Origin of the sequence: Vibrio sp. 10N.239.312.C11, from assembly GCF_041466065.1 — a bacterium.
GTDB lineage: Bacteria > Pseudomonadota > Gammaproteobacteria > Enterobacterales > Vibrionaceae > Vibrio > Vibrio tasmaniensis_A.
The window spans coordinates 206,306-231,122 of the sequence record NZ_JBFSRZ010000001.1 but is presented as its reverse complement, the minus strand read 5'-3'; the positions used below and the strand labels follow the sequence as shown (position 1 = coordinate 231,122).

The 24,817-nt window shown below is 43.9% G+C and carries 27 protein-coding genes; 20 read left to right on the top strand and 7 right to left on the bottom strand.

The genetic code is table 11. The annotated features are described in order from the left end of the window. Window positions 1-270 precede the first annotated feature (270 nt). The 4 genes from AB6D07_RS01045 to AB6D07_RS01030 all read left to right on the top strand — a co-directional run bounded on the left by AB6D07_RS01045 (window position 271) and on the right by AB6D07_RS01030 (window position 3,089). Window positions 271-1,128: a replication initiation protein gene (locus AB6D07_RS01045; protein ID WP_017104172.1), complete on the top strand. Its 858-nt coding sequence runs from the start codon at window positions 271-273 to the stop codon at window positions 1,126-1,128. A gap of 38 nt (window positions 1,129-1,166) precedes the next feature. After that, window positions 1,167-1,517, top strand: coding sequence for a hypothetical protein (locus tag AB6D07_RS01040; RefSeq protein ID WP_017104171.1), 351 nt, complete (start codon window positions 1,167-1,169; stop codon window positions 1,515-1,517). 178 nt (window positions 1,518-1,695) lie between these two features. Then, window positions 1,696-2,598: a MobV family relaxase gene (gene mobV, locus AB6D07_RS01035; protein ID WP_017104170.1), complete on the top strand. Its 903-nt coding sequence runs from the start codon at window positions 1,696-1,698 to the stop codon at window positions 2,596-2,598. A gap of 68 nt (window positions 2,599-2,666) precedes the next feature. Then, window positions 2,667-3,089, top strand: a complete 423-nt coding sequence (locus tag AB6D07_RS01030) for a hypothetical protein (RefSeq protein WP_017104169.1) — start codon at window positions 2,667-2,669, stop codon at window positions 3,087-3,089. Between the two features lie 517 nt (window positions 3,090-3,606). On the opposite strand, the gene AB6D07_RS01025 is transcribed toward AB6D07_RS01030, so the two are convergent. After that, window positions 3,607-3,945: a hypothetical protein gene (locus AB6D07_RS01025; protein WP_017104168.1), complete on the bottom strand. Its 339-nt coding sequence runs from the start codon at window positions 3,943-3,945 to the stop codon at window positions 3,607-3,609. A gap of 303 nt (window positions 3,946-4,248) precedes the next feature. On the opposite strand from AB6D07_RS01025, the gene AB6D07_RS01020 reads away from it, so the two are divergent. From AB6D07_RS01020 to AB6D07_RS01000, 5 genes are all read left to right on the top strand, one after another. Further along, window positions 4,249-5,082 carry an AraC family transcriptional regulator gene (locus AB6D07_RS01020; protein ID WP_009847235.1) on the top strand — a complete coding sequence of 278 codons (834 nt, stop codon included), beginning with the start codon at window positions 4,249-4,251 and terminating at the stop codon, window positions 5,080-5,082. Between the two features lie 156 nt (window positions 5,083-5,238). Further along, on the top strand, window positions 5,239-5,973 hold the full coding sequence (locus AB6D07_RS01015; RefSeq protein ID WP_029223145.1) for an AzlC family ABC transporter permease: 735 nt from the start codon (window positions 5,239-5,241) through the stop codon (window positions 5,971-5,973). After that, window positions 5,970-6,299: an AzlD domain-containing protein gene (locus AB6D07_RS01010; protein ID WP_009847233.1), complete on the top strand. Its 330-nt coding sequence runs from the start codon at window positions 5,970-5,972 to the stop codon at window positions 6,297-6,299. The genes AB6D07_RS01015 and AB6D07_RS01010 overlap by 4 nt, the downstream gene beginning before the upstream one ends. Window positions 6,300-6,355: 56 nt before the next feature. Next, window positions 6,356-6,658, top strand: coding sequence for an NIPSNAP family protein (locus AB6D07_RS01005; protein ID WP_017104165.1), 303 nt, complete (start codon window positions 6,356-6,358; stop codon window positions 6,656-6,658). An 83-nt stretch (window positions 6,659-6,741) separates the two neighbouring features. Beyond that, window positions 6,742-7,515, top strand: a complete 774-nt coding sequence (locus tag AB6D07_RS01000) for a ribonuclease H family protein (protein ID WP_017104164.1) — start codon at window positions 6,742-6,744, stop codon at window positions 7,513-7,515. 196 nt (window positions 7,516-7,711) lie between these two features. On the opposite strand, the gene AB6D07_RS00995 is transcribed toward AB6D07_RS01000, so the two are convergent. Continuing rightward, window positions 7,712-8,860, bottom strand: a complete 1,149-nt coding sequence (locus AB6D07_RS00995) for a glycosyltransferase family 4 protein (protein WP_017104163.1) — start codon at window positions 8,858-8,860, stop codon at window positions 7,712-7,714. A 315-nt stretch (window positions 8,861-9,175) separates the two neighbouring features. Here AB6D07_RS00995 and AB6D07_RS00990 point away from each other — a divergent pair, with 315 nt between their 5' ends. The 4 genes from AB6D07_RS00990 to AB6D07_RS00975 all read left to right on the top strand — a co-directional run bounded on the left by AB6D07_RS00990 (window position 9,176) and on the right by AB6D07_RS00975 (window position 12,738). Next, complete coding sequence (locus AB6D07_RS00990; protein WP_017104162.1) at window positions 9,176-10,102, top strand: glycosyltransferase; 927 nt, start codon at window positions 9,176-9,178, stop codon at window positions 10,100-10,102. Between the two features lie 17 nt (window positions 10,103-10,119). Continuing rightward, window positions 10,120-11,556: a lipopolysaccharide biosynthesis protein gene (locus AB6D07_RS00985; RefSeq protein WP_029223144.1), complete on the top strand. Its 1,437-nt coding sequence runs from the start codon at window positions 10,120-10,122 to the stop codon at window positions 11,554-11,556. Window positions 11,557-11,692: 136 nt separating this feature from the next. After that, a complete protein-coding gene (locus AB6D07_RS00980; RefSeq protein ID WP_029223143.1) occupies window positions 11,693-12,025 on the top strand; it encodes a hypothetical protein in 333 nt (110 codons plus the stop codon). Between the two features lie 98 nt (window positions 12,026-12,123). After that, window positions 12,124-12,738, top strand: a complete 615-nt coding sequence (locus AB6D07_RS00975) for a LysE family translocator (protein ID WP_017104159.1) — start codon at window positions 12,124-12,126, stop codon at window positions 12,736-12,738. A 113-nt stretch (window positions 12,739-12,851) separates the two neighbouring features. Here the strand turns inward: AB6D07_RS00975 and AB6D07_RS00970 are convergent, their stop codons facing one another. From AB6D07_RS00970 to AB6D07_RS00955, 4 genes are all read right to left on the bottom strand, one after another. Further along, window positions 12,852-13,319, bottom strand: coding sequence for a DUF3429 domain-containing protein (locus tag AB6D07_RS00970; protein ID WP_372091775.1), 468 nt, complete (start codon window positions 13,317-13,319; stop codon window positions 12,852-12,854). Then, the gene (locus AB6D07_RS00965) at window positions 13,316-13,861 is read right to left on the bottom strand and encodes a glutathione peroxidase (RefSeq protein WP_017104158.1); all 546 of its coding nucleotides are present in this window, start codon (window positions 13,859-13,861) and stop codon (window positions 13,316-13,318) included. Before AB6D07_RS00965 ends, AB6D07_RS00970 begins: the two co-directional genes overlap by 4 nt. Before the next feature lie 103 nt (window positions 13,862-13,964). Next, window positions 13,965-15,284 carry an AarF/ABC1/UbiB kinase family protein gene (locus AB6D07_RS00960; protein ID WP_017104157.1) on the bottom strand — a complete coding sequence of 440 codons (1,320 nt, stop codon included), beginning with the start codon at window positions 15,282-15,284 and terminating at the stop codon, window positions 13,965-13,967. A 385-nt stretch (window positions 15,285-15,669) separates the two neighbouring features. Beyond that, complete coding sequence (locus AB6D07_RS00955) at window positions 15,670-16,056, bottom strand: thiol-disulfide oxidoreductase DCC family protein (protein WP_017104156.1); 387 nt, start codon at window positions 16,054-16,056, stop codon at window positions 15,670-15,672. A 399-nt stretch (window positions 16,057-16,455) separates the two neighbouring features. Here AB6D07_RS00955 and AB6D07_RS00950 point away from each other — a divergent pair, with 399 nt between their 5' ends. Continuing rightward, window positions 16,456-18,246, top strand: coding sequence for a hypothetical protein (locus tag AB6D07_RS00950; RefSeq protein WP_017104155.1), 1,791 nt, complete (start codon window positions 16,456-16,458; stop codon window positions 18,244-18,246). 94 nt (window positions 18,247-18,340) lie between these two features. On the opposite strand, the gene AB6D07_RS00945 is transcribed toward AB6D07_RS00950, so the two are convergent. Then, window positions 18,341-19,684 (bottom strand): sigma-54-dependent Fis family transcriptional regulator, encoded by a 1,344-nt coding sequence (locus AB6D07_RS00945; RefSeq protein WP_017104154.1) that lies wholly within the window; start codon window positions 19,682-19,684, stop codon window positions 18,341-18,343. A 286-nt stretch (window positions 19,685-19,970) separates the two neighbouring features. On the opposite strand from AB6D07_RS00945, the gene AB6D07_RS00940 reads away from it, so the two are divergent. From AB6D07_RS00940 to AB6D07_RS00915, 6 genes are all read left to right on the top strand, one after another. Then, entirely contained in the window at window positions 19,971-20,528 is a 558-nt protein-coding gene (locus AB6D07_RS00940) for a DUF1439 domain-containing protein (protein ID WP_029223142.1), read from the top strand. 203 nt (window positions 20,529-20,731) lie between these two features. Continuing rightward, window positions 20,732-22,294, top strand: coding sequence for a glutamate synthase-related protein (locus AB6D07_RS00935; protein WP_017104152.1), 1,563 nt, complete (start codon window positions 20,732-20,734; stop codon window positions 22,292-22,294). Window positions 22,295-22,542: 248 nt separating this feature from the next. Further along, window positions 22,543-23,064: an NADPH-dependent FMN reductase gene (locus tag AB6D07_RS00930; RefSeq protein ID WP_017104151.1), complete on the top strand. Its 522-nt coding sequence runs from the start codon at window positions 22,543-22,545 to the stop codon at window positions 23,062-23,064. Between the two features lie 163 nt (window positions 23,065-23,227). Further along, window positions 23,228-23,668 (top strand): redox-sensitive transcriptional activator SoxR, encoded by a 441-nt coding sequence (gene soxR / locus AB6D07_RS00925; RefSeq protein WP_009847217.1) that lies wholly within the window; start codon window positions 23,228-23,230, stop codon window positions 23,666-23,668. A gap of 154 nt (window positions 23,669-23,822) precedes the next feature. Next, window positions 23,823-24,203, top strand: a complete 381-nt coding sequence (locus AB6D07_RS00920) for a VOC family protein (RefSeq protein WP_009847216.1) — start codon at window positions 23,823-23,825, stop codon at window positions 24,201-24,203. Window positions 24,204-24,286: 83 nt separating this feature from the next. After that, the gene (locus tag AB6D07_RS00915; protein WP_029223141.1) at window positions 24,287-24,706 is read left to right on the top strand and encodes a globin; all 420 of its coding nucleotides are present in this window, start codon (window positions 24,287-24,289) and stop codon (window positions 24,704-24,706) included. Window positions 24,707-24,817: the final 111 nt, after the last annotated feature.

Here is a 24,817-nt window from a genome sequence, read left to right as displayed (position 1 = left end):
ATGCCCAGGTGGGTGAAACTTACGCGATGATAAAAGCGTTGAACAAGCTTACTGGCTTAGGTATGCCTGAAACTTGTCGTATTGATTAAGAAATACGCGAAACGGGGTTGTTCTATCTTTAAATTTAATTACGCAACAAAGCCGTGTTATGGGTACAGCAAAAAGGATTACCGTGACAGTGGATAGGGCTTTTAGCTACAAAAAATGAGGAATAATTTTGAAATTGCTATTGAAGGGGGAGACTTGATTCACTAACCTTCAATAAAAATTATGAATCAAACAAAACAATCAGAAAAACCTCAACTAAAAACAGAAGCCTTACCGTCAATTAATCTGCATTATCTGACACCACCATGTCCTTACCGTGGCGACATACTAAAGCTAAAGAGTGAGTGGGTATTTGCTGATTATCACATGTCACTTCAAGAGCTACGCTTGATTTACTATGTGATAAATCGCTTCGATGTGTCGGAATATTTTGCGAAAGACGGGCGTTTTCTGTCTTCATCGGAATGCTATGATATACACAAACATGGAATCCTTGAGCATCGCTCTATATTGCTTCCGCTTACCGACATACACGGAGCCATATCGTGTGATAGTAAGAGCAAATCTTATAGCCCAATAATTAATGCGGCTAATTCGCTTGTTAATAAAGAAATCCGCTTAAATCATATTAATAAGCCTTCTGAGGCTATAAAAGTGGTGGAGTCTATGTCGGTCGTTAAGTGTCCCTACTCCAAATTAAAATGCCTATTGCTCTCTTTCTCCGAAGAATTCATGTCCTTTATTGTAGGCATGGATTCTTATAGAAAAGTAAATTTAAGTCAGATGCTTAAATTCAAATCATCAATGGCGATGCGATACTACCATTGGATGATTCACAGCCTCAAGGGGGATCGCAAGCAAGCCCAGTTTGCAATTAGTATTGATACTCTGAGAAATCGGTTTGCTCTGGAAGATGGCATTAAGCAAAAACACTTTTACAAAAGAGCGATAGAGAAGCCACTTGCTGAAGTAATGGAACAGACAGAGTTGAAGATCGAGGTTGAAAAGGTGGTGAATAAACAGAAGAGGGGCTATCCCCTAGAAAGGGTTATTTTTAGGGTGAAAGCCCAATCGACCTGATTGCATTGCAGGTCATTAGTTTTCTACACTAAAAGAAAATGAAGTTATTTGACCTGAAGGTATCCACAATTAACCGAGCTATTGAACCGCTCATCGATGATGACAAACTCAAGCTTAAATTGTTTAGTGTCATTAATGAGTTGAATAGATTGCTTGAAAGTCGTGACGACAAATATAGATCGATGCGTAAAGCGTACATACGAGAATTGTTGGAAGATAAACTTAAAACGGATCGAGAGTTGCGTTTGATCGTGTTGAGGCTGCGCACCGAAGCCCGAAAGGAATTATTGAAAGCAATCGAACGAGAGCAAGACGGCCTGTGGATCTATTATCTGTTGATGGTCGAGTTGCCAATGGCGACATCGCAACGTAACACGCTAGCGCATTAACGTACCGCCCTTTCATGCTGCTTGCAGCCGAGCACAATCGAAGATTGTATAGTGAGTATACATTATATGTATATATACTTTCGCGGAGCTATGTATATATACCTATGATGTGGTTTTGTATATATATGCAATTTGGGGAAGAGGTAATGAGTTAGTATAATTATAAATAAATAGAATTATGGGAACGACAATATTACGATTTGAAAAAATTAAAAATATGGTAAACGTTAGAAGCGCAGGAGCGCACCAGTACCGCCATCACGCAGACACACCAAATGCAGATCCGAGCAAGAAAATCCGAAATAGAGGCTTTGTAGGAACGCACAACTTAGGTGCTGATGTTCAGGCTAAATTAGATGAGTTGGACAAGCAGCCACGTAAGAACGCAGTGCTGTGCATCGATGGTTTGTTAACGTTAAGCCCCGAGGCGCTAGAGGGTAAAGAAAACCTTAACAAGTGGTACGTAGGGGCGCAGGAGTGGCTCAAAGAGACCTATGGCGATAACTTGGTTAATGCAGTAGTGCATTTGGACGAATCAAGCCCCCATATTCATTTTACGATTATTCCGATGAGCAAAAATGACAAAGGTGAAAATCGGCTTAATGCTCGTGATTTGTTTAATAAGTTTAATTTGAGTCATTATCAGAAATCATATTTTGCGAAAATGAAAACTATATTCCCTGACCTTGACTCGCCTAGTCATGGTTCAAAGCGCAAGCACACAGACCTGAAAGAGTTTTATATTCAACTTGATGAAATCAAAGCTGATTTAAAATTAATGGGCGTTGATATGCTTGGGGAAATAAAAAAAGAATGTAAGCAAGCCTTGTTTAATAAATATTTACCTAGGATTGATGATGTTATTCAGAACCTTGTGGATGAGTTTGATGGGCGTTTAACAAATGAGATGAAGGCTAAGGTTAAAAAAGAAATGTCCGAGGTTATTAGAAAGGGCGTGGATAATGCTTTTGATAACACTCCGAGCGTTGATAATTTAGTAGCCAAGGTAGAAGATAAGATCCAAAATTCCAAGGTTGAGATTTCAGCAGGTAAGCCAAGGCGCATGAGAATGGGCAAGTAAAAACTACAGGGTTGCGTTATCGGGTAACGCTTTGTATGCTTGTCAAAAATAACATGACGGGAAGAGTTATGAGAAAACAATTTTGGGAAGTGGATGCTAGTGAAAATTTTGAAAAAATGATCTATCTGAAGGATTACACTTTGGCTAATGGTCGCAACGCAGGCTTGCGCGAGGTGCAAGTTAAGCATTTGGCGGATCTAGCTAGCGGAGCGGACTATATAGCAATTATCGAGTTTTTCGAGACGTTACCCGATAACTTTAAAAAACGCTTTAAGGCAGCATGGCGTCAGGTGAAATTCAAAGGGAAAAGAACAAGCGAAGCTACTACAAAAACCATGGATTTAAACTACACAGCTATTGCCACGCTAGCGCATATGGTCGATGAATATTTAAGCCATAATCCGGGCGCAAAAGAAAAAACCAAGGCTGTGCAGCGTGAAGAGGCGTTATTTTGGTACAGCAAACATTACAGCAACCCTCGGTATGCCTGAGGCATGGAGTGGAGGTACAAGCCCCTCGGTGGTGTTATCGAGTAACGAAAAAGCTGATTGGGCGCGTAGCGAGCAGGGGTAAAAATGGGATGAACATCCCCTTTCCTGCAAAGCCCGCTCTTTGTGCGTAATCATGAAGAAACACCAAATGCAGACCCGAGCAAGAAAAGCCGAAATAGATGCTTTGTAGGCAAGCAAAACTTGGTTAATGCCGTTGGACACCTTGATGATTCAAGCCCACTTCACCCGTGTAATTTTTGTTAGTATAAATGAAACAAGATTGAATTTGACGGGCTTATAAGGTAGCTTGGAGACTATAAATGATTGGTACTAAAAACTGGTACTAATTGGTTTTTCCAACGATGACCTTTTCTTTCTAGGCCTTATACAACAAGGGTTTAGGGGTGAATCTTTGGAAGGGGCTGGGGCTTCCACCCATTAAAAAAGCCGCTCTTAATGAGCGGCTTTTTGCTATCTGCAGTTTGCCTTTTTCTTGTTCAAGAACGGTTCATCTCTCTTAATTCGCAGGTAGCACCACCGCAGACGCTTCTTCCTCTGAATCTTCTTTGTCTTCGACTTTTTCAGTTACCCAATCAATCGTCTTTGTTAGATAAAGCTTGTTGGTTTCGGTATCACACCAACTCTTTGATAATCCTCTTCGATTAAACTCACTACCAACTGCAGCCAGTGTTTGGTTACTTGGTCTACCGTAATACAAGGTGTCGCACAGTTGCAGGTTCGACATCGATTGTGGGTATGAATTAACCGATGATGAGTTCATGCTTAGTGCTTTCGATTGATTGTGAGTGCATCCGGTTAGGCTTAACAGAAACAAGGTAGCTAGAGCTATTTTCATGGATCTTAGGTTCACGAACGATGGCTGATACGTAATTATGAGCATGTACGATAATGCTATTTGTCAGTATTTTGCCAAACGACGGATTAGCGGGATCTCGGTACCAGTTCTTCTGGCATGGCTAACGCTATATGTTATCTCTGATACTCATCTTGTCATGCCGGAGACGGTGAATTAAAAATGCACCAAATGTTAAAATGCTCTTTAATTTAATTGATGAATGCGCAATTTTGTACAAAAGCTGAAAGAGCCTATAGAGTAGACTGATAAGTCGCTCGATAATTAACAGGCTTGGGGATTGTTATGGAGAACAAGAAACGCTCTAAAGAAAAGGCCGAATATAAGATAACGGAAGAGCTCGGTGGCCTTGAAATTCTTGATGCTGAATACGAAAAGCAGAACTTCTCACGCCACAGCCATGAGGGCTACACGCTTGGGGTTATTGAGCAGGGGGCGCAGCGCTTTTATCGAACAGGCGGGCATCATATCGCGCCACAAAATGCGATTATTCTGGTCAATGCCGACGAAGTTCATAGCGGTCACTCTGCCACTGAAGGCGGTTGGGCGTATCGAGCCATGTATCCACTCCCAGAGCAACTTGCCAAGATCACTCAAGAGCTTAACCTACCGAACTACGGTGCGCCTTACTTCCCAAGAGCGGTGGTTGAAGACCCTGAACTCGCTAATCAATTGAGGTTGGTCTTTAACACGATCGATGAATCCGACAATCGCCTGTTAAGAGAGACCTTGATGTATGGGATGTTGGTTAAGCTGATTAGTCGACATGGAAAATCGCCGCTTAACCCTCAACTCGATGGGAAAACTCAGCGCCAGCTTGTGTTGGTGAAAGAGTTTTTAGATGATTTCCCACAAGCCGATGTGTCGCTAGACGAACTATCTAAGTTAGCGGCATTGAGCCCGTTTCACTTAGTGCGTTCTTTTCAGAAAGAATTTGGTCTTCCGCCGCATGCGTATCAAATCCAATCTCGGTTAAGGCTTTCGCGTAAGTTATTGAAACAAGGACATACCATTTCTGATACCGCGCAAGAGTGTGGTTTTCATGATCAAAGCCATTTTCATCGACACTTCAAAAAGGCCAATGGATACACGCCGGGGCAATACATCAAAATGCTCTAAACTTGCGTGGCTAAGGCATGGCTAACTTGTGTTAAGTGCGGTTAAGTGTGGCTAAGGTACGGTGAATTGGGGCATGAAATCGAGCAAGTTTGTACAATCGAACCGACTCAACTCCTCTTACATTGAATAGCCAATGTGAAGAGAGAAAAGAATGATATGGATAGTGAAACAATGGATAGACGAACACAGTTATGGAAGGGCGTTTTAGCGGGAATGCCCTTGAGCATTGCGGTAATCCCTTGGGGAATTCTAGCGGGCTCATATGCGATAGATGCTGGATTGAGTCAGCTTCAAGCGCAAGCGATGTCGGCTATTCTATTTGCTGGCTCAGCACAACTTGTCGCTGCGGGTATGTTTAAAGCGGGTATTGGTCTAGGCACCATGTTGTTGACTACCTTATTCATCACGTCTAGACACTTTCTGTATAGCGTATCGATGCGTGACAAAATCAGCCATCTTCCTACGCGTTGGCGTCTATTACTCGGATTTTGGCTCACCGACGAGTTGTTTGCGATTTGTAGTGGGCAGTCTCAGAAAGAATTTAATCGCTGGTATGCTGCGGGTGTAGGCGGCGGTTTTTATCTCGTTTGGAATATTGCGAGCTTTGCTGGCATTGTCGCGGGAAGCCAAATTCCTTCACTCAATGAAATTGGGCTCGACTTTGCGGTCGCAGCAACCTTTATCGCCTTGGTGTTCCCATTAATCCGAACTCTACCCGTCGTTGTGTGTGTGGTGGTTTCACTGGTCACTTCGGTTGCCATGTCGGTTAACAATATTGAGGGCGGGCTAATGATTGCAGCGATCGCTGGTATGTTAGCGGGCTTTTTCAGCGAATCGTTCCAAGAGCGAAACAACGGTAACAAGACAATCGTGGAGGGGAAATCGAGATGATTTGGTTAACGATATTACTTATGACGGCGATTGTTTTCTTTAGTCGGTATTTGTTTCTTGAGCCTGCAATCCCGCTTCGACTCAATCAAACCGCAAGGCGCCTATTGCGTTATTCAAGCCCTGCGGTACTGACTGCGATTTGGGGGCCAATTGTATTTGCACCAGAACAAACATTTTGGCCAAGCCTTGAAAACCCATACTTGATAGGCGCGGTGGTCACAGGTCTGTTGATTTGGAAAACAGGCAATGTGCTGCTAACGATTGGCGTCAGTATGGGCGTGTTTTTGTTCTATAACCTCGTTGCGGTTGATTACCTTTTTTCTTGAGCTTCAACGTCAACTTCGGCTTTGTGTTTCTCCTATTATTTAAGGGCTGAATAACTATGATTACTTGTTATGTTCGATATGTAATTGATCCTAAAAAGGTAAGTGAGTTTGAGGCATACGCAAAAATGTGGATTCCTCTGGTCGCTAAATTCGGAGGTCAACACAACGGTTATTTCTTACCGTCGGAAGGGGCGAACAATATTGCATTGGCGTTGTTTACCTTTGAAAGTTTGGCTGCCTATGAAGAATATCGGATTAAATCGTTGAACGATGCTGAGTGTATTAAAGCGTTTGAATTTGCAGACGAAGTTGATTGCATCGTGAGTTATGAACGCAGCTTTTTTAGACCTGTTTTATAGTGTAGACCTTGCAACGTATAGCGTGGTGGCATCTAATGTACTGATTCACTGTTTGTGTGTTTAGGTTTTGGTAAGGAGTTAGTTTGGCTAAGAAATATTATGTGGTTTGGAAAGGTCGCACACTGGGTATTTTTACCACTTGGAACGAGTGTAAATCCCAAGTTGATGGCTTTGCTGGGGCGAGATATAAATCGTTTCCAACACTAGGCGAGGCTGAGTCTGCTTTCGGTGGTAAAACGTCGTCTGCGTCAGGTTCTTCGGCTACAAAGCCAAGCTCTTCGGGTAAGGCGACGAAAGCTAAGGTGCCGCCTCTTTCGGAGCAGCAAATTACTGATATGCCTTTTGATATCAAGATCTTTACCGATGGTGCGTGTGAACCAAATCCTGGTGAAGCGGGGACGGGTTTAGCGGTATACCAAAACAACCAATTAACCGAATTATGGTATGGCTTGTATCAACCTGTTGGTACCAATAATACCGCCGAGTTACATGGGCTTAAGCAAGCGTTTATTCTCGCGAAAGAGAAGTTAAACGCAGGCCTCTCTGTTGCGATTTATTGTGACTCTAAGTACTCAATTGATTGTATTACTAAGTGGGCAACGGGCTGGGAGAAAAAGGGCTGGACTAAGTCGGGTGGCGAGATCAAAAACCTCGATATTATTAAGCCTGCGTATGCTCTCTACCAAGAACTGGCTTCAAAAATCACCATCTACCATGTGAACGGTCACGTTGGTATTGAAGGTAACGAATTGGCCGATAGAATGTCGATTGTGGCTATTTCATCGAAAGAGCAGGAGCTAGCTCAATATCGTGACATCGAAGATCTTGAGTCTATTTTGGCTCTTCGAGCCGGCTAGCTAGGCTTCTTAATGAAAAGCTAATAAAAGTTACTGAAAGCATAAGTTGCCATCATTAGGCTGTGCTAAGTTGAGCGTTACATTTCAAATGGATGTAGCGCTCTTCTGTTTTTGTGGTGCTCAGTTGTTTTGATGTGCTTAGTAGCTCGTATGGTGCTTAGCCGTTCTTGCGATGCTCAGCCGTCTGAGCTATTCCTTATTGAGCTGGGTTCTCTATCCAACGAGATAATTGCTGAGCTTGTTTGATCGAATTAAAACTGTCTTTCACTCTCTCACGTGCCTTTAAACCCATCGATGTTTTATCGTTGCTGCTTAGCTGCGCGAAACGCTCAATCGCTTCTCTTAATTCCTCTACGTTCTTTTCGCTAACCACAAAACCTGTCTCTGGTGATACGATCTCTTTGCATCCCATGATGTTGGTGGTAATGACGGGTGTGCCCACGGCCATCGCTTCTTTTAAAACCAGTGGTCCCGTATCCACACAGCCGGTTTCGGAAAAACAGAAGGGTGCGATTAGGCTGTCATAGTTCGATAGTTTTTCTTTTACCCATTCGTGAGGTTTCGCGCCAAGAAAGGTCACGTTTCGAGTGAGCCCTTGCTCTTTGACCTGCAATTTTAATTGTTGCTCTAAATCGCCCGTACCGATGATATCGAGATGAATGTCGAGAGGTTCGGCAATCGGCGCCAATGCATCAATAAGATGGTGGATGCCTTTTTGCTCCACTAATCGGCCAAGGAAAACAAAGCGAAGTTGTTTCGTTTCGGCTTTTGGGTTGAGTTGGAATTGTTTGGTATTAACTCCGCAGTGCAGGAGTTTAATGTTTCCTTTCGCCATGGTGTTGAAGTCAGCGAGCATGTCTTTACACACTGCAACCACAAAATCACTCGATGAGATTTTATGTTCAATATCATAAGCGAACTCGTAAACATCATGACCATGAGCAACGAACGAGCAGGTTATGTTCAGAAGCTTTGCCGCGACGATGGCGTGAGCTGTAGTGTGCTGACAGAAATGCGCATGAACGTGTTCGACGTCGTTCTCGGCGAGTTGCAGCGCCAGTTTGAATCCATAAGCGAACAGTGATTTTTTTGGCATACTGGTTTGCTTGGAAACAAAGGATACCGCCCGGAGAAAGCCAAACCAATTGATGCTGGCTATCTTACCCGCCCGAACATCCTTACCAATTTTTATGATGTCATAGTCAAATGACTTTTCACTCTCTTCTATCTCAAATGCCATCACGCAAACATCGTGTCCACAAGCTTTCACTGAGTCGACTTCTGTTTGAATGAAGGTCTCACTGAGTACAGGGTAGGTTGGCGCCACAAATGCTACTTTCTTCATTCCTTACTCCTCAAATCCATATGACTAAAGCTATCAAGCCAAGGTAATAACCAACAAAGCAAGATACGAACCAAGATCAAATCGTAGCTTTGGAGGGCTTTTCGATTGCTTTCCGAAGGTTACCCCTTAAGACGTCGCTCGTTTTCTCAAATTGATAATCAAATTGGAGTTTTGACGCTCATGTCTGATCACCCTGTTCGTCATTTTGAGAGTGTCTGCGTAGGCGACTGATCTAAAAGTGATTTCATAGCAAGGCACTCTCGGCATAGAACATGCAACGTCAGCCATATCACGTATAAATCTGAGGGCGTCATTATGGCTAAAGTAAGTGTTGTTATTCCTACCTACAATTGTTTGGATTACCTGCCGAAGGCAATAGGCAGCGTACTGAAGCAGACTCATCAAGATGTTGAGCTCATTGTCATTGACGATAACAGCAACGATGGAACGTCGACGTATCTCGCTTCGATAGAAGATGAACGCATTATTACCTTATCTACTTTGGGCGTGGGTGCGCCTCAAGCGAGAAACCTAGGGATTGAAAAGGCGACCGGAGAATACATCGCTTTTTTAGACGCGGACGACTTCTGGTTTCCAGAAAAAATTGAGCGCCAACTCGAATTTCATCAACGATACCCAGATCTTGCGATGAGCTTTACTAACTACGAACACCTTAATGAAGACTATCAAGTGATAGTTGATTGCTTTAGTTATTGGTCGCAGTTTCAAGACCAAGATGAAGCGTTTATCAATATAGAAAACCCATTAGAGTTCATCATTGAAAACAATGTTATTGGAACATCAACGGTGATGGTGAAAGCGGATGTGTTTTCTCAAACAGACAGTTTCAATGCTGACATTAAGTATGGGGAAGATTGGGAGCTGTGGCTTCGAATGAGTGAAAGCCATCAGATCGGTGTGTTGAACTCCGTGCAGGTTGGTTACTTGATGAGAGCGAGCTCTGTTACCCAAACTGAAAGTCTTAAATTGAGAAATTTGCAGTCTATAGAGACTATTCTTCAACATTACCAAAATGACAGTCAACGATGGAATCTACCCACTTCCAGCTTCAAAATCGCAAAGGCGAGAATACTGGAAGGCTACGCTGACTATTATCGAGGCTTACAAAAAAACCGATTGGCTATCTCATACAGTATCCGCTCGTTAGTTTTGGCTCCGCAAAAACGAACGTTACGACACCTTCTTGGAGACTGTAAGAGTTTCCTAATGCCTGCATTGTAAAGGAATAGGTGTCTGCTATGGGGTCACTAAAACAGTCTGCCTACTACGCCATTGGCATTGTGATGATGAAAGGGATCTCACTCGTGATGATCCCCTATATCACCCATAAGATGACGTTGGCTGAATACGGTTCTTTAGAAGCCATCGTCTTGTTGGCTGACATCGGGACGATCCTATTTAGTTTCGGTATTGTTGAGGCAATGTACCGTTATGTGGGTGTCGCTGAGGGTGAAGAAAAGAGGAAACTGGTCTCGAACTGTTTCACGCTGAGTGTCTTGGTCTGTGTGCTCGGGGGAAGCTTAATTGCTCTTAGTATGCCGCTGTTATTATTGATGCTGCCCGTCGAGTTCCAACCCTATCAGATCCTACTTCTGTTAATACCGACCATGTTAGATGGTGCGATTTCTATCCCGCTAACACTGATGCGAATGAATGCGATGGCTAAGCGCTTTTGCATGCTCAATGTAATGAAGGCGAGTGTGCAAGCTGTTATGACGTTTGTATTGCTTGAAGCAGGCTATGGTATCGATGGTGTACTCATATCTTCCGCTGTTTCGAGTGTGTTGTTGATGCTGTGTTTACTGCGTTATCAATGGCAGGAGATGGGCTCATTTGGCAGCCTCAAGTACTCCGCTAAGATCCTAAAATTTGGATTGCCTACTTTAGTTGGTGGTGCTTCTATTTACATGATTACAGGGCTAGACCGTTGGGTGATGGCAAGCTTTGTGGGTGTTGAAGAACTTGCAATCTATGCGGTCAGTGGCAAGTTTGCGTTGCTGCTTGGCTTGTTACTGCAGCCTTATGCTCTGTGGTGGTTTCCAAATCGGGTGGCCATGCTGCAACAATCTGGCGGTAAAAAAGTCTGTGCGGACAGAGCGCTAGTCGGTGTTAATCTGGCCATTGTATTGGGTTGTTTGATGATCCTTACTGTACCTGGTTTTATTACATTGATTTTGCCAAGCAGTTATCAATATGCAGGCACGATTGTTGTAGCACTCTTGGCGATTGGTGTGATTAAGAACGCTGGAGATTACCTCAACCTTGGTTGTTTCAGCGGTCACTCAAGCCAATCGCAAATGTGGATACAAGGCGGGTGTGCGATTCTAGCTGCGATTGGTTATTTTGTTGTTACACCGAGTTATGGAGTGTGGGGCGTTGTGGTGGTGCTTTGTGGCACTTATGCCGTGAGACTGTCACTGCTCTATATCGTGAGTCAAAAGATGGAGTACTTGCCTTATGAACATCGTAAATGGATGGCTGCGGTGAGTATCGCCATACTTGCGATTACCAGTGACCAGCTTCTTGGTTGGGTGCTGGTTGATGTTCATGACTTTGTTTTAGGCAGTTTTGTGGCAATAGTGACGTTAGTCGCCTTTGTTCGATACTCTGTTATTCCTGTTCCACAAGCGTTGCTCGATAAGCTCACGTTAGGTAAACATTCCCACGTAAGTTGAACCGATTTCACCCAGAGCGAGGGTATTCTGATAAGCGTCTAGGGAAATATGAATTATTAACAATAAAACACTGTTCATAATTGTTTTAATTAGATAGTATTTATAAATCTAGTGAATACTAACTATGGAAAGATATATGAATAAGTGGATGCTGCTCCTCTCTCTGTTTTCAGCTGCCTCATACAGCGCCTCTGAGTTTTCAAATGAGGGTATTACTGCTCCCGACTTCAATTCACCGGATTTTAAGCCACCTGAAGTTTCTCAACAGGAACAACACAATATCGTTTGTGAAAGTGTCGTTTGTAATTCAATCTCGCGATCGCAGCCCGTTCCTGAAGTGGGCGAAGTACCGGATAGAGAGCCGAATAAAACATTAGAAACGATAGCGAGTGCGATTTTCATCGCGGGCGAAATTGGTATTGCAGAGAATTTGATTGAACCAGACGAAGAGCATTATATTGTCGAGTAATGATTAATTAAAATTGCGGCATGTGAAGCGGTAAATACAGAGCTTTCTGCATTCGTTCATTGATTAAATATTTACGAAGTTTTTAACAAGGACGAAAAATGGAAATCTGGAAGTTAATGCTATTCATCCCCGCTTGTTTCGCGCTCAACATGACACCGGGCCCAAACAATTTGTTATCAATGAACAACGCTCGTTGTTACGGATTTCAGGCCTCCTTTGTCGCTGGTCTAGGAAGAATCCTTGCTTTTTCCGGCATGATTGCTTTGGCTGCATCTGGTTTAGCGGTTGTGCTTTATACTTCTGAAACGCTGTTTTTCCTGATCAAATTATTTGGTGCAATGTATCTGTTGTGGATCGCGTTTAACCTATGGCGATCTCAAGCCAGCCCGGTCGCGGATATCGAGCGAAATAAGAACTGGTTTGGTCTTGTTAAACAAGAGTTCGCACTCGCTGCGGGCAATCCAAAAGCGATACTCATTTTCACTGCATTCCTTCCTCAATTTGTCGATGTTTCTGCGAACGTAAATACTCAATTCTTTGTTTTGGGAAGTACGTTTCTTGTATTAGAAATGCTCGCAATTTCTATCTATGCAGCCTTTGGCTTATATCTACGACATTGGTTTTCAAAACCTCAAATGGCCAAGCGCTTCAATAAAGCATGTTCTGTGTTTCTTGCCTTGTCTGGTGCGAATTTATTGGTGAGTCGTCAGTAGAAATTGACTGGTTTGTGAGTTGTATTTGTCGATGGTTTTGGTGCCATTAAAGAAGAGAGTGCCTATCTAGAGCCCGCATCTTGATGCCGGTTTAAATATGGGCGTATGCACGCCTAGGTCAACATCACGATACCGTGCATTAATACGACACTAGAGGTCAGTCGGGTTCGCATATCAAAATAGCCATCCGGGCCTTCGCTTTGATTTTCTTCTCTCATCGACCTTTCCGCTCGCCAAACCGCAATATAGCCAATGATCAGAATCAGAGTGGTGAGGAACTCTTGCTGCTCACCGAGTAGCACCGCTAGCCAGGCTGCCAACACAATAACATTGCTTAGAATCAGAGCCTTGTTGCTGGATTGGCTTTCGAAGTTCTCTATCCCATTACCCCACAAAATGCCCGACAAAAAGCTCAAGATAACCACGCTGTAGGTGATGAAGAATGTTTCGCCGCTCAAGCTAAAGAATTGGCTGTCGGTGAGTGATAACAGTAGGCCGAACAAAAAGGGGATTAAACCCATATAACCCAGCTTGGCCATGGTGTTGCGTGTTTGAGTTGTCTCCATGTAATTCGCCCTCATAACTGTTGCTCAATCGCGTTTTTGAGTGTTGCACTCACTGGAGATGTTGAGCTAGGGAAGGTGGCGACCACTTTGCCTTCTTTGCTGATTAGGAATTTGTAGAAGTTCCATTTGGGCGTCACACCTGCTTGCTGCTGTATTTCTGCAAACACAGGGTTTGCGTCTGGCCCAGAGAGTGAAGCGCGCGCCATCATCGGAAAGGTGACGCCATAATCTAGGTAGCAGATTTTGGCGGATTGCTTCTCGCTTCCTCTGTCTTGGCGAAAATCATTGCTTGGGAAACCAACAACCGTGAATCCTTGATCTTTATACGTTTGGTGAAGCTGCTCAAGTTGCTCGAACTGAGGCGTGAAACCGCATTGGCTTGCCGTATTTACGATCAATAAAGTCTTACCTTGAAACTCTTCACACAGCTCAATTTCTTCGTTTGAATTTAACAGTCTTTGTTTGCCTTTGAGTATCTCTGGGCAGCTTGCTGAAAAAGCGAATGAACTTGTTAGGCTCGCGATTAGGGTGGTGGAGCACAGCAGTGAATGTTTCATAAGTCTGACTCATTTTAATTGGCATAACTGTATTACTGTTCAGCGACTTGAAATGATCACTTTAAAGACCAGAATCGCTTAAGTATCAGCTATCGTTTAAGTGTCAATTGTCGCTTAGCAAATAGGGCGCCACCAAGCGCCTGATGTTTACCTTGGCTCCAAGGCGAGATGCCAGCAGGTACATGCCTCCAATCTTTCGGTGGAGGAATAGAGCGTCTGCTGGTGGCGTATGCCAATACTCTTGTTCCATGCTCAAGATGGTACCAGCTTCACGAAGTCGTTGAGCGAGTCCGCTGGCTTTAAAATCGTAGTCTTCGTCGACTAACATAGGTTCACAGGCCATTTTCACTAAGTTGAGAATCGCTTGGCGCTGATCGGGCAGTATGACTTCGCTAAAGAATCCAATCTGTTCGAGTGCTTGATTGAGCCCTGATTCGTCTTTATTAACAACAGAAGTAAAGGCCAAACGATAGCCATCACTGAAGCGGTCGCTGTATTCTCGGGTTGCCCCAAAATCTAATAGCCCAATCTGGCGCGTGTTTTCAACGTAAAGGTAGTTGGCGAAGTTAGGGTCGGTCTGCACCATTTTAAAATCGAACAATTCCCTGAACATGAGTTCGAGCAAGCTGTGCATCACAAAATCACGGGTGCTTTGATCATAACCTTCAATTTGCTCTATCGAGATGCCCTCAATGAAGTCCATGGCGAGCACCGATTCTGATGAGATTTGCGTATGAATCTTAGGCACGACGAAGTGAGAGTGCTCTTTAAGCGCATGATAGTAACGAGTCGCATAGTCGGCCTCTCGAGCATAGTCCGCTTCATCATGGAGCTGTTTCTTCGCTTCTTCTAACAAGCCTTTGTAATCGACTGACTTTGGTATCAACCCAACAATATTGAGCAATGTACCAACGTTGTCCACATCACTGTCGATGCTTTTTCGAATGCCAGGGTATTGGACTTTGACGGCGAGTTTGTCTCCCGCATCGCTATAGGCTTGGTGAACCTGGCCTATAGATGCGCTGGCGATAGGTTTAAAGTTGAAGGAAAGGAATTCGGCTTTCCAATGGCTCCCGAGCGAACTTTCTAACACTTGGTTGAGCTGCTTTGTTGGCAGAGGATCTGCGTCTGAGCGCAGGCGAGAAAGAATGTCGGCGAGTTCAGGTTCTAAGACATCGCCTGCATCCATTGATAGCATCTGCCCCAGTTTCATTGCTGCACCGCGCAGGTGTGCGAGTTGATCGGTTAGACGAGCAATGTTTTGTGGCGTTAGCAGTAAGTCTTTTGCTTTGGGCCTGTTGCCTTGTGCTATTTGCTTGGTGCCTTCCGTTAGCACATTACCCGCGACCCTTGTTGCCAGCGAGGCAAACTTACTGAATCTAGAAATTCGATGAGTGGGAAGGTTTCTCTCTTTTGCCGACATAAAGGTTCTCACTTAGTTATCAAGTTTGATACCAATCGTAGTAAATAACTGTTCACCCTAGCTTGTTAAAAATCTCGATAACGTCGTTAGATTTTTTGATTGTAGAATAACTACTTATCGAAAAAAGCCGCCTTGTTCTCCAGCTTTTTCCCTGCGCTATTTTTGACCACTTACTTACTGTGATTGGTATGACTACAAAGTTCTATAAATCATTACCCAACCGAATGTTTTGTTGTGGTAACGTGGCTCGCGAAACAGTAAACAGAATTTAAAGGGCAAAACATGAAGTTTATTTGGTTAAAAGTTGCGGTTACCGTTTTAGTTTTTGCTGCGCTGTTTGGTGTGGTGTATTACAAAGTCGCGAGTGGTATGTCTTAACCAAGCGCTATTTTGTGCAGCTGTTACCATCGCAGCGCGACTTTCCGGTTAACCAGAAAGAGACTTTGTATCGGTTCTTGGCAAACCGAAGATAACACCAGTCGGCCACTGGCTTGAATATCGCCCAACGTAAAGGGGCGTATAGCCAACCTTCTCCTACTAAGCGCCACGCTTGGTAGGTCACGTCTAAACCTAGCAGCAGTTTTCCATTCTCATCCAGTGCATGCAAAACGGTGTTGGCTGCGTCGGCATCAATCTGAGGGTAGTCTGAAAAGGCTTCACTGTAGATATCGATGGTTTGAATCTTATTCTCGACATCATGCTTTGCAAGTGCCGCCATCTCCTTTGCGCACAATGGACATGTCCCATCGTAAAATATCGTAAGTTGTGTCATCGTCTGTTCGCCTATCATTTCACGAGTGAACCTTCAGTTACCCGTTAAGTCGGCACCCGTCAATTCAATCGCTTGTTATTCAATAATCTAGCAATGGCTACGTGATTGTACCTTTTTAAGATCACTCTCCTCGTATCAAAGCTAAAAAAATGTCTGACGTAGACACTTTGTTCATCCTTTTAAGTCCTTGATTGTTTGGTTAAATCTCGGGTTTATGGACAAAGGATAACAAAGCGTCCAATAAAGGTGTGCCTTCAATATATAAACATCAATCAAATCAATTAGTTGAACTTGGCTTGGAATATGCTCTATCGAACCTACGAATTGCCAAAGGATTTTCTCTAATTTGGGCAGGCAGAAAACCCTAAAAGCATAAGTATGAACAAATGGAGAGAGAACATGAAGGTTATAAATTATTTACTTAGTGTGCTTTTGTTGTTTAGTAGCCCCCAGTTGGCGTGGGCTACTGTTGATGTGATGGAACTCGATGGTAACGCGACCAGTGATAATAGTGGTATCGATTGGGATGACGTAAATGATCCTAACAGCATGGTTGGGATTGCAGAATTTTTCCAAAAAGACCGTAACGGTATCGACCAAATCTTTTGGAAGGGTGGATCAAAAGATGATTCCGACATTACAGATTGGGCGTTCCGTACCGCGTCACCACAACCAAAAGATGACTTTACCAATGCGTATGCCGCTGCCTTTGAAAGCGAAGGTGACTTGCTGATTTACTTTGGTGCAGACCGATATGCGAACAATGGTGATATGTACATTGGCTTCTGGTTCTTACAAGACCAGGTTGGATTACCGGATGGGAAAACCAAAGGCGACTTTGTTGGGCAGCATATCAATGGAGACATCCTCGTGCTGATTTCATTCCCACAAGCGAGTGGCGGTAATCCGTATATAGAAGTGTTGCAGTGGGATTTAAATAATGGTGATGTCACCGACAACATGACGAGAATTTTCCAAACGGACGGTGACCCTAAATCGAATGATTTCGTGGGAGCAAGATGTGGCAGTGGCGCTGTCGGTGTCGATAAGATCTGTGCGATTTCAAATGATGACTCTATTGGAGCAATACCGCTACCGAATGTACAAGGTTGGGAGTATCTTGCGAAAACGGGGGAAACAACCTCTATTCCGACAGAGAGCTTTGTAGAAGGACGTCTGAATTTATCTGCGTTGTTGAACGATGAGTTTGGTATCAGCGACATTCCTTGTTTCAGTAGCTTCTTAGTAGAGTCACGAGCTTCACGTTCGATTGATGCATCTTTGGCTGACTTCGTTGTCGGTTCATTCAGTTTATGTAGCATCAATATAGCAGCGACTTGTAACACAACCAGTTTTACGGTTGATGGCATGTTTAACATCGATTACACCGTGACGGTAACCAATACCGGTCCTGGTTCGTTAGGCACCAATGGTGATTACGAAGTGGCCTTTTTATCTGAGTCACCAATCTTAGGTGCGCTTCCAGTCGTTGGTAACGGTGATGAAGTGTGGAGTGTCGGCGAGTCATTCTCATTCATGGGGAATTATTTGTCTGTAAATAATGGTGCTGTCGGTGTCATAGATGGTGCGGTGGATCTTGATGGGCTTATCGTTAATGCTCAAGCGCCAGTGGCCTACAATTGTCCACCAATAGACTTGAGTCCAATGGTTGAGATTTCTAAGGTATGTAATAGTTTCTTAGAGGTTGATGGCGGTCAAGTTGTGCTTAAGAAAACCTATGATGTTGAAATATGTAATACTGGTGATATCCCATTGGCCATTGAATCGCTGGTGGATTCTAAGGATGACTCTTTGAGCCGTTCTGATTTACCTACTGAAGTAGTCAACAGCAGTTATTACCTCGACTTTGCTTTGCCTTGTGATGATCTTGACGATGTGACCACATGTGGTGCTGGCAATATGTGTAGTGCATTAAGTGCCGACCCTGAGCTGTTTGCTTGTAAAACGGGTGAAGGAGAGTGGATACCGAACTTTGGTGATGCGATTGGTCAAGTGTGTACACAAGTAAGTAAAACTTATGCACCAAATGTGTTACCAACCGGAACTGCAGGGATGCTATCTAATCAAGTGACAGCAACGTTTGACTCGCTGTTCTTACAACAAGCATTTATGGAAACATCGAACATTGCAACCTGTGATGTTTGTCCATTTACTGTTCCTGAGCCATAAGTACTTTCATTAATTGAGTACAACTGAACTCCAAAGCAGCCTAGTTCGTTAGGCTGCTTTATTAGTTATTTAGTTAGCTAGCTAGTTAGGCGACTTAAATTACTATCTGATGTTTCTTGATCAGCTTGTATAAGGTTGTCCGAGAAATAGACAACGCTTTAGCGGATTGGGAAATATTGTAGTGGTGTTGCTGAATCACTCGACGAACATTTTTTGAAGAAAGTCGAGTGTCACTCTCAGTATCGGGCGACGCGTCTTTTAATTGAATCCCCATATGACGAGTAGAGAGGGCGCTTGAATTAGAAAGAACAATCGCCCTTTTTATGCAGTTGAATAACTCTCTAACATTGCCCGGCCAATGGTACTGTTTCATTTGCTCAAGGGTGTCACTAGGCAGTTTGGTTTTGGATGCGTAATTGTGCTTCAGTTCAAATCGAACCAAATCTTCAATGTCTTCTTTGTGATCATTGAGTGGTACTAGGTCTAATGGAAGTACATTGATGCGATGAAAGAGATCCTTTCGAAATTTACCCGCAGCAACGGCTTGTTCGATATTGACGTTGGTGGCGAAAATCACACGGCAATCTACGGGCAATTGGTTGTTACTGCCGAGTCGCTCTATCAAGTTATTTTCTAGAAAGTGGAGTAAGTAAGTTTGCAGCGACAGTTCAAGGTCGCCGATCTCATCCAAAAATAGCGTGCCACCATTCGCTCTTTCCACGTGTCCGACGTAGCGTTTGTTTGCACCCGTGAACGAGCCTTTTTCAAAGCCAAATAACTCTGAGTGAATCAAGGATTGTGGAATTGCGCCACAATTTACAGCGATGAAAGGTTTTTGACTGCGGGCTGAGGCCTCATGTATTAAACGCGCACATAGGCTTTTTCCTGTTCCGGTTTCCCCTTGAATCAGTACTGGAAAATCGTTGTTAGCGATCTTGGCTATCTTCTTTTTAAGTTGTTGGATGGTTCTGGATTGCCCTACCAATTGACATTCATGGCACGAGGCAGGCTTAGGTTTAGTTTGCTTGGTGTCTACCATGCCATACGCATGCCCTAAATTTCGACAAAGCCATTCTGTATCAATAGGCAGGTGGTAATAATCCCAAAAGGTTTGCTTAATGAGTGATAAGTTGCGGCTTGGTGGTTGGTTGCAGATAGCGATTGCTTTTAAACTTGGAGAGAGAACCTTTAACGCTGATATTTGCTCACATTGTTTGTCGATTGAGGATGATGTTAGACAAGAAACCACAATTGGTGCGTAGCTTTCGCTGCGTGTCTCGAGTAAGTGAATGGCCTGTTCGGTCGTTTCTGCAACTTGAGCTTCCCAGTTATGGAGACGCAGTTCTCCAACCCACTGACTATGGTGCAGGCACGCGGTGTTGCATAACAAAATCACAGAACGAGTTATTGGCTCAGGTGATACTCTTTTTGATGGCATTGTGCTCACTCTTCATGTTTCGATGTCCATGATGAAACCTTCAGTAAGCCCCCTAAATATCCCATAAGCTTAGAAGCAAAATTCAATTAATTCGAGTACACAAATTTGACGGTGTTTAGCTGACAAGTGGGCATTTTTTCAAGCGAGAAAGTTAATCTGGTGCTTTACTTACTGATATTCATGCTATTAGTAAATATATTCACGGATATCGTGTTTTTACTTTTTGTTTGCTGATGAACACACAGTAAACCCCGCGCTAATCACTAACAATAAAGAGCTGATATTGATGATAATTAACGTAGCAAAAAAGTTCATTTTAGCAGCTTCTGCGCTGATGCTCGGCGGTTGTGTTAGCTACAGTGTGACTGAACAAGAAATGACGAACTACCTGCAAGATTCGGTGATGTTAGAACAAGAAGTCGGTGTGCAAAACGTTATGTATGCGCAAGTCGCTGTTGATGATTTAGCGGTGCAGATTGGTAGAGCTGATACCGAGCGTGTGTCTGTTTTAGCGAACACGAATGCAAAAGTTCAGGTGTTCAATATGCCGAATATGGGGTTGGACTTGGATATCGAGTTCAGTGCGATTCCTGAATACGACAAAGAGAGCGGCGAGATTTATTTGAAATCACTGCGTTTAGAGCGCTTTGAAGAAAAAGATAAACAGCTTTCGCCAGAGATTGCCAAACTGCTTAAGCCTGCCGTTTCCATGATTGGTTTTGCTTTGTCCCAGTCTCCCGTTTACAAGCTCGACAGCAATAAAGTGCAAGAGTCGTTGATTAAGTCATCGGAACCGAATCTAGTGATCCGAGATAATAAGTTGGTTATCGAATTGTTTGATTAACCTTTTTCGTTTTAGCTTGGACTAAGATTTGAACATAATGGCTGCCGATTAGGTGGCCATTTTTGTATGTGTTGAGCGGTTCATTAATCTTATCGAACTATCTCATTTATTGAATTCGTCACGCATCTCACCTTTACTTTACTCTTGTGAGCAAGCCATCGCTTCAGTCATCAAATGATAAAAAAGATAAAGGTGAACGAACTATGAAGAATCCAGTAATAGCGGATACCAAGCCAATCAAAGTGGAGCTAACTGAAGGGGAGGAGTATTACTTCTGTACCTGTGGTAAATCGAAAAACCAGCCGTACTGCGACGGCTCTCATGCCGGTACCGGCTTTAAACCGAAGAGTTTTGTGGCCGAAGAAAACGGCGACGCTTACCTATGCCGCTGTAAATATTCGAACAACCTACCTTTTTGCGATGGTACTCATAAACAGTTTACGGCGGAACAGGTGGGGCAAGAAGGCCCAGAGGTTCACATCCAAGCGGCTGCGCCAGACTTGTCTCCTGCTGCATCGGCAACCAAAGAAGAACCCACGGTCGAGTTTATCCATCAACTGGCGCGCGATGGTTTATCTAAGGTTGGGCATCATGGACCCATGACCTCAATGGGTGTACCAAGATATCTATTGCCGCATTGGGATGATATTCAGGTCATGGTTGCTCAAATGGCGACCAAACCTCGGCTTGAAAATGTGCCTGTGGGTACGGAACTGATTATTGGCCCTAAAGCGAAGAAGCCGCTCAAGTTGAACATCTCCTTGTTTGTGTCTGATATGAGTTTTGGCTCTTTGTCTGAAGAAGCAAAAGTCTCGTTGGCGACAGGCGCGGAACTCGCAGGCACAGGTATCTGTTCTGGAGAGGGCGGTATGTTACCCGAAGAGCAAGCCGCGAACTCACGTTACTTTTATGAACTAGCCAGTGCTCAGTTTGGTTACGATGAAGCTAAGCTCAAAAACGTTCAAGCCTTCCACTTTAAAGGCGGGCAGGGGGCGAAAACCGGAACCGGCGGTCATCTGCCGGGAGTTAAGAACATCGGTAAGATTGCGGAGGTACGTGGCATTGAAGCGGGTACGGCTGCGATTTCTCCACCAACCTTTGTTGATCTAAAAACCGTCGAGGATTTCAAAAATTTTGCCGACCGAGTTCGAGAAGTGACGGGCGGGATCCCAATAGGCTTCAAGTTGAGTGCTAATCACATCGAAGAAGACATTCAGTTCGCGCTTGATGCCAGTGCTGATTACATCATCTTGGATGGGCGCGGAGGTGGTACAGGCGCTGCGCCTGAAATGTTCCGAGACCATATCAGTGTTCCCACCATTCCAGCACTTGCTCGTGCCAGATCTTATCTAGATAAACAAGGTGTAAGTGACAGAGTCACCTTAATCATTACTGGCGGACTTCGTGTTCCGATGGACTTCGTAAAAGCGATGGCGCTTGGTGCAGATGGGGTCGCTATCTCGAACAGCGCCATGCAGTCGATTGGTTGTGTGGCGGCGAGAATGTGTAATACCAACAATTGCCCAGCAGGTATCGCGACTCAAAAAACCGATTTACGCCAACGCTTGAATGTCGAGAAGGCATCGAATCAACTCAAGAACTTCTTCGAAGCCTCGACAGAATTAATGCAAGTGATGGCGAGAGCGTGCGGCCATGATCATTTGAATCAATTTAACCCGCACGATTTAGCGACGTGGAATCGTGAAATGGCAGAGTTGTCAGGCGTTACTTATTCGGGCGTCAGCCCTTTAAATCAATCTAAGTAAATCACACCTCAATAAAGCACACCCACTGCACTTTTGGGTGTGCTTATTCTTGCCATGCAATACAAACCCATATTCCACATGCTGTAATCCACTGCTTTATCAGCGTTTTTAAATTATTTCCTATTTCTTGAAAATATAGCTTTACCTAAAGTTAACTTGAGGTTTTATCATCCTGCTTAATCCAAAAACATCAAGCATCACCTTGTCATTTTTCAAGAAATGTTTCTAACCGAATTCGAGGGTAAATAATGAAAGTATTAGCGATTGGCGCCACCAACAGTAAGACATCGATTAACCAACAATTAGCGGCTTATACCGCAAGCCTTGCGAACAACGCGCAAGTTGAAGTGCTTGATCTTAATGATTTTGAAATGCCGATTTACAGTGAAGACAGAGAAAAGGCGTCGGGTATTCACCAGCACGCGCAGCGCTTTTTTAGCAAGATTGGCGAAGCAGATGCTGTCGTCATTTCGTTTGCAGAATACAACGGTTCATACACCGCAGCCTTTAAGAATGTGTTTGATTGGACATCACGAATCGACATGAAAGTGTATCAAGGCAAACCTGTTGTTATGCTCTCCACATCACCAGGCCCAGGCGGCGCAAGCTCTGTGTTGTCGTCTGCGGTAAATTCGGCACCTTATTTTGATGCTGATGTGAAGGGCTCGATGTCGGTGCCGAGTTTCTACGACAACTTTAATGTAGAAACGGGTGAGATCATCAATGCCGAAATGGCCGAGAGCCTGAAATCGATCATGAGTCAGATTTAGAAATCGAATGACCTTCAATTAGACAAAGCAGCCATGTTCATGACTGCTTTTCGTTGAGCCCGCAGTCAAAGTTTAAGGACATTAATTAGTTAAGATGAGAATTGGTCATTATTATAAAGTTAAAGTAAGCTTTAAATATTTATGATCTCAAGGATAGTTCGTAATGAGAAACATCGTATATCTCACCATAGGCCAATTGGCGGAGCGAAGTGGTGTGGCACCTTCAGCGCTGCGCTTTTATGAAACCAAAGGGTTGATTGCTTCGATTCGTACTAACGGAAATCAACGCCGGTATCAGTCGGCGATGTTGAGACGAATTGCGTTGATACAAGTCGCGCAGTCGATAGGCTTCACGCTCGAAGAGATCACCGAAGAGTTATCAACACTGCCAATGAACCATACCGCGACTAAGCGAGATTGGGAACGCGTTGCGAAGAAATGGCAGGGGCAACTGGACAGCAAGATGGCGCAGATTAAATCGCTACAAGAAAACCTAACTGGTTGTATTGGTTGCGGGTGTTTGAGTATGCAGAAATGCCAATTGTTGAACCCTGAAGATATTCTGCATGACCAAGGACAGGGCGCACAACGCATTGTTGATTAGACTAACTGAGTTCCTGAAAGACATGGAGCAACGGGCTAAGTTTTAGCTTTTACTCAATGGGTTAAGCAACAGTTGTGGCCGAATAGCGTGCCTAGACAATCACGAATTATAGGTCTAGTTTAGGTGGTTCTTTCAATAAAAGAAGAGGTTAGTTATGTTCAGCCATGTTTTTCTCGGTACCAAAGATATTGAACGCGCGAAGGCTTTTTATGACCCAATCATGAAAGTGCTTGGTTATAGCGAAGGTTCTGTTGATCCCAAAGGGCGCTGTGTTTACGTTAGCCAAACGGGTGTGTTGGGTTTAACGAAGCCGATTGATGGTCAGCCTGCGACTCACGGCAACGGTATGACGGTGGGTTTTCTTGCATCCTCCCCAGAAGTTGTAGATGAGTGGCATCGTGTTGGCGTCGAAAATGGCGGTACCAGTATTGAAAATGGCCCCGGAGCGAGAGGTTCTGACGAGCGTCGCTTGTACATGGCTTATTTGCGAGATCCTGATGGAAACAAGATCTGTGCAACTCACTTTATGCCATAGTGGCGTATACTTATACCATAATGGCTTATACTTAGATGACATGGACTGTTAAGGATCGCTGGCGAATGCGAAGAACCAACAAAATGACACCTAATGAACTGTTTTATGAAAGCTTTGAGCGTTGCAGGATCGATGAAGAATTTCTAGAAACATTTTTGGCGGACTTCTGCGAACACAACCCTAGGTTTTCAGAGCGATTTGAAAACATAGGGTTAGAGCAACAAACCAAGATGCTTAAAGCTTCAATCATCCTTATCTATAACTCTGCAGGTCTGCCGAGCGTACGAAACTCGGTGAGAAAGCTTGGGAAGCGACATAAAGATTTAGGAATGGATATCTCTGAGCAAGAGCTCAACGAGTGGTTCAATTCGTTACTTAATACGGTTAAAAAATACGACCCTCACTACGATGAAAGCGTTGAACAAGCTTGGACAGAAACTCTCGAGGCCGGCTTAACTATCATGAAGAAAGAGTGCGTAGTTCCAAACACTGTGAATAACTAGGTCGTTGATGGGTAGTTTTGCTTGTTCGTTAGTTAAAACCGGCATTAACTCTTGAAAGATTGACATTGTCAGGTAAGCCTAACGATATCAGGCTTACCTCTTATTGTTTGA

What these genes read in the sequence shown, in the direction of transcription:
- soxR (WP_009847217.1), top strand. Translation starts at nt 23,228, where the DNA reads ATGAGAAACATCGTATATCTCACCATAGGCCAATTGGCGGAGCGAAGT.
- AB6D07_RS00955 (WP_017104156.1), bottom strand. Translation starts at nt 16,056, where the DNA reads ATGACACAACTTACGATATTTTACGATGGGACATGTCCATTGTGCGCA.
- AB6D07_RS00975 (WP_017104159.1), top strand. Translation starts at nt 12,124, where the DNA reads ATGGAAATCTGGAAGTTAATGCTATTCATCCCCGCTTGTTTCGCGCTC.
- AB6D07_RS00985 (WP_029223144.1), top strand. Translation starts at nt 10,120, where the DNA reads ATGGGGTCACTAAAACAGTCTGCCTACTACGCCATTGGCATTGTGATG.
- AB6D07_RS00915 (WP_029223141.1), top strand. Translation starts at nt 24,287, where the DNA reads ATGACACCTAATGAACTGTTTTATGAAAGCTTTGAGCGTTGCAGGATC.
- AB6D07_RS00965 (WP_017104158.1), bottom strand. Translation starts at nt 13,861, where the DNA reads ATGAAACATTCACTGCTGTGCTCCACCACCCTAATCGCGAGCCTAACA.
- AB6D07_RS00980 (WP_029223143.1), top strand. Translation starts at nt 11,693, where the DNA reads ATGAATAAGTGGATGCTGCTCCTCTCTCTGTTTTCAGCTGCCTCATAC.
- AB6D07_RS01040 (WP_017104171.1), top strand. Translation starts at nt 1,167, where the DNA reads ATGAAGTTATTTGACCTGAAGGTATCCACAATTAACCGAGCTATTGAA.
- AB6D07_RS00995 (WP_017104163.1), bottom strand. Translation starts at nt 8,860, where the DNA reads ATGAAGAAAGTAGCATTTGTGGCGCCAACCTACCCTGTACTCAGTGAG.
- AB6D07_RS00945 (WP_017104154.1), bottom strand. Translation starts at nt 19,684, where the DNA reads ATGCCATCAAAAAGAGTATCACCTGAGCCAATAACTCGTTCTGTGATT.
- AB6D07_RS01045 (WP_017104172.1), top strand. Translation starts at nt 271, where the DNA reads ATGAATCAAACAAAACAATCAGAAAAACCTCAACTAAAAACAGAAGCC.
- AB6D07_RS00935 (WP_017104152.1), top strand. Translation starts at nt 20,732, where the DNA reads ATGAAGAATCCAGTAATAGCGGATACCAAGCCAATCAAAGTGGAGCTA.
- AB6D07_RS00920 (WP_009847216.1), top strand. Translation starts at nt 23,823, where the DNA reads ATGTTCAGCCATGTTTTTCTCGGTACCAAAGATATTGAACGCGCGAAG.
- AB6D07_RS01010 (WP_009847233.1), top strand. Translation starts at nt 5,970, where the DNA reads ATGATTTGGTTAACGATATTACTTATGACGGCGATTGTTTTCTTTAGT.
- AB6D07_RS00940 (WP_029223142.1), top strand. Translation starts at nt 19,971, where the DNA reads ATGATAATTAACGTAGCAAAAAAGTTCATTTTAGCAGCTTCTGCGCTG.
- AB6D07_RS00990 (WP_017104162.1), top strand. Translation starts at nt 9,176, where the DNA reads ATGGCTAAAGTAAGTGTTGTTATTCCTACCTACAATTGTTTGGATTAC.
- AB6D07_RS01025 (WP_017104168.1), bottom strand. Translation starts at nt 3,945, where the DNA reads ATGAAAATAGCTCTAGCTACCTTGTTTCTGTTAAGCCTAACCGGATGC.
- AB6D07_RS00950 (WP_017104155.1), top strand. Translation starts at nt 16,456, where the DNA reads ATGAAGGTTATAAATTATTTACTTAGTGTGCTTTTGTTGTTTAGTAGC.
- AB6D07_RS00960 (WP_017104157.1), bottom strand. Translation starts at nt 15,284, where the DNA reads ATGTCGGCAAAAGAGAGAAACCTTCCCACTCATCGAATTTCTAGATTC.
- AB6D07_RS00930 (WP_017104151.1), top strand. Translation starts at nt 22,543, where the DNA reads ATGAAAGTATTAGCGATTGGCGCCACCAACAGTAAGACATCGATTAAC.
- mobV (WP_017104170.1), top strand. Translation starts at nt 1,696, where the DNA reads ATGGGAACGACAATATTACGATTTGAAAAAATTAAAAATATGGTAAAC.
- AB6D07_RS01030 (WP_017104169.1), top strand. Translation starts at nt 2,667, where the DNA reads ATGAGAAAACAATTTTGGGAAGTGGATGCTAGTGAAAATTTTGAAAAA.
- AB6D07_RS00970 (WP_372091775.1), bottom strand. Translation starts at nt 13,319, where the DNA reads ATGAGGGCGAATTACATGGAGACAACTCAAACACGCAACACCATGGCC.
- AB6D07_RS01020 (WP_009847235.1), top strand. Translation starts at nt 4,249, where the DNA reads ATGGAGAACAAGAAACGCTCTAAAGAAAAGGCCGAATATAAGATAACG.
- AB6D07_RS01005 (WP_017104165.1), top strand. Translation starts at nt 6,356, where the DNA reads ATGATTACTTGTTATGTTCGATATGTAATTGATCCTAAAAAGGTAAGT.
- AB6D07_RS01015 (WP_029223145.1), top strand. Translation starts at nt 5,239, where the DNA reads ATGGATAGTGAAACAATGGATAGACGAACACAGTTATGGAAGGGCGTT.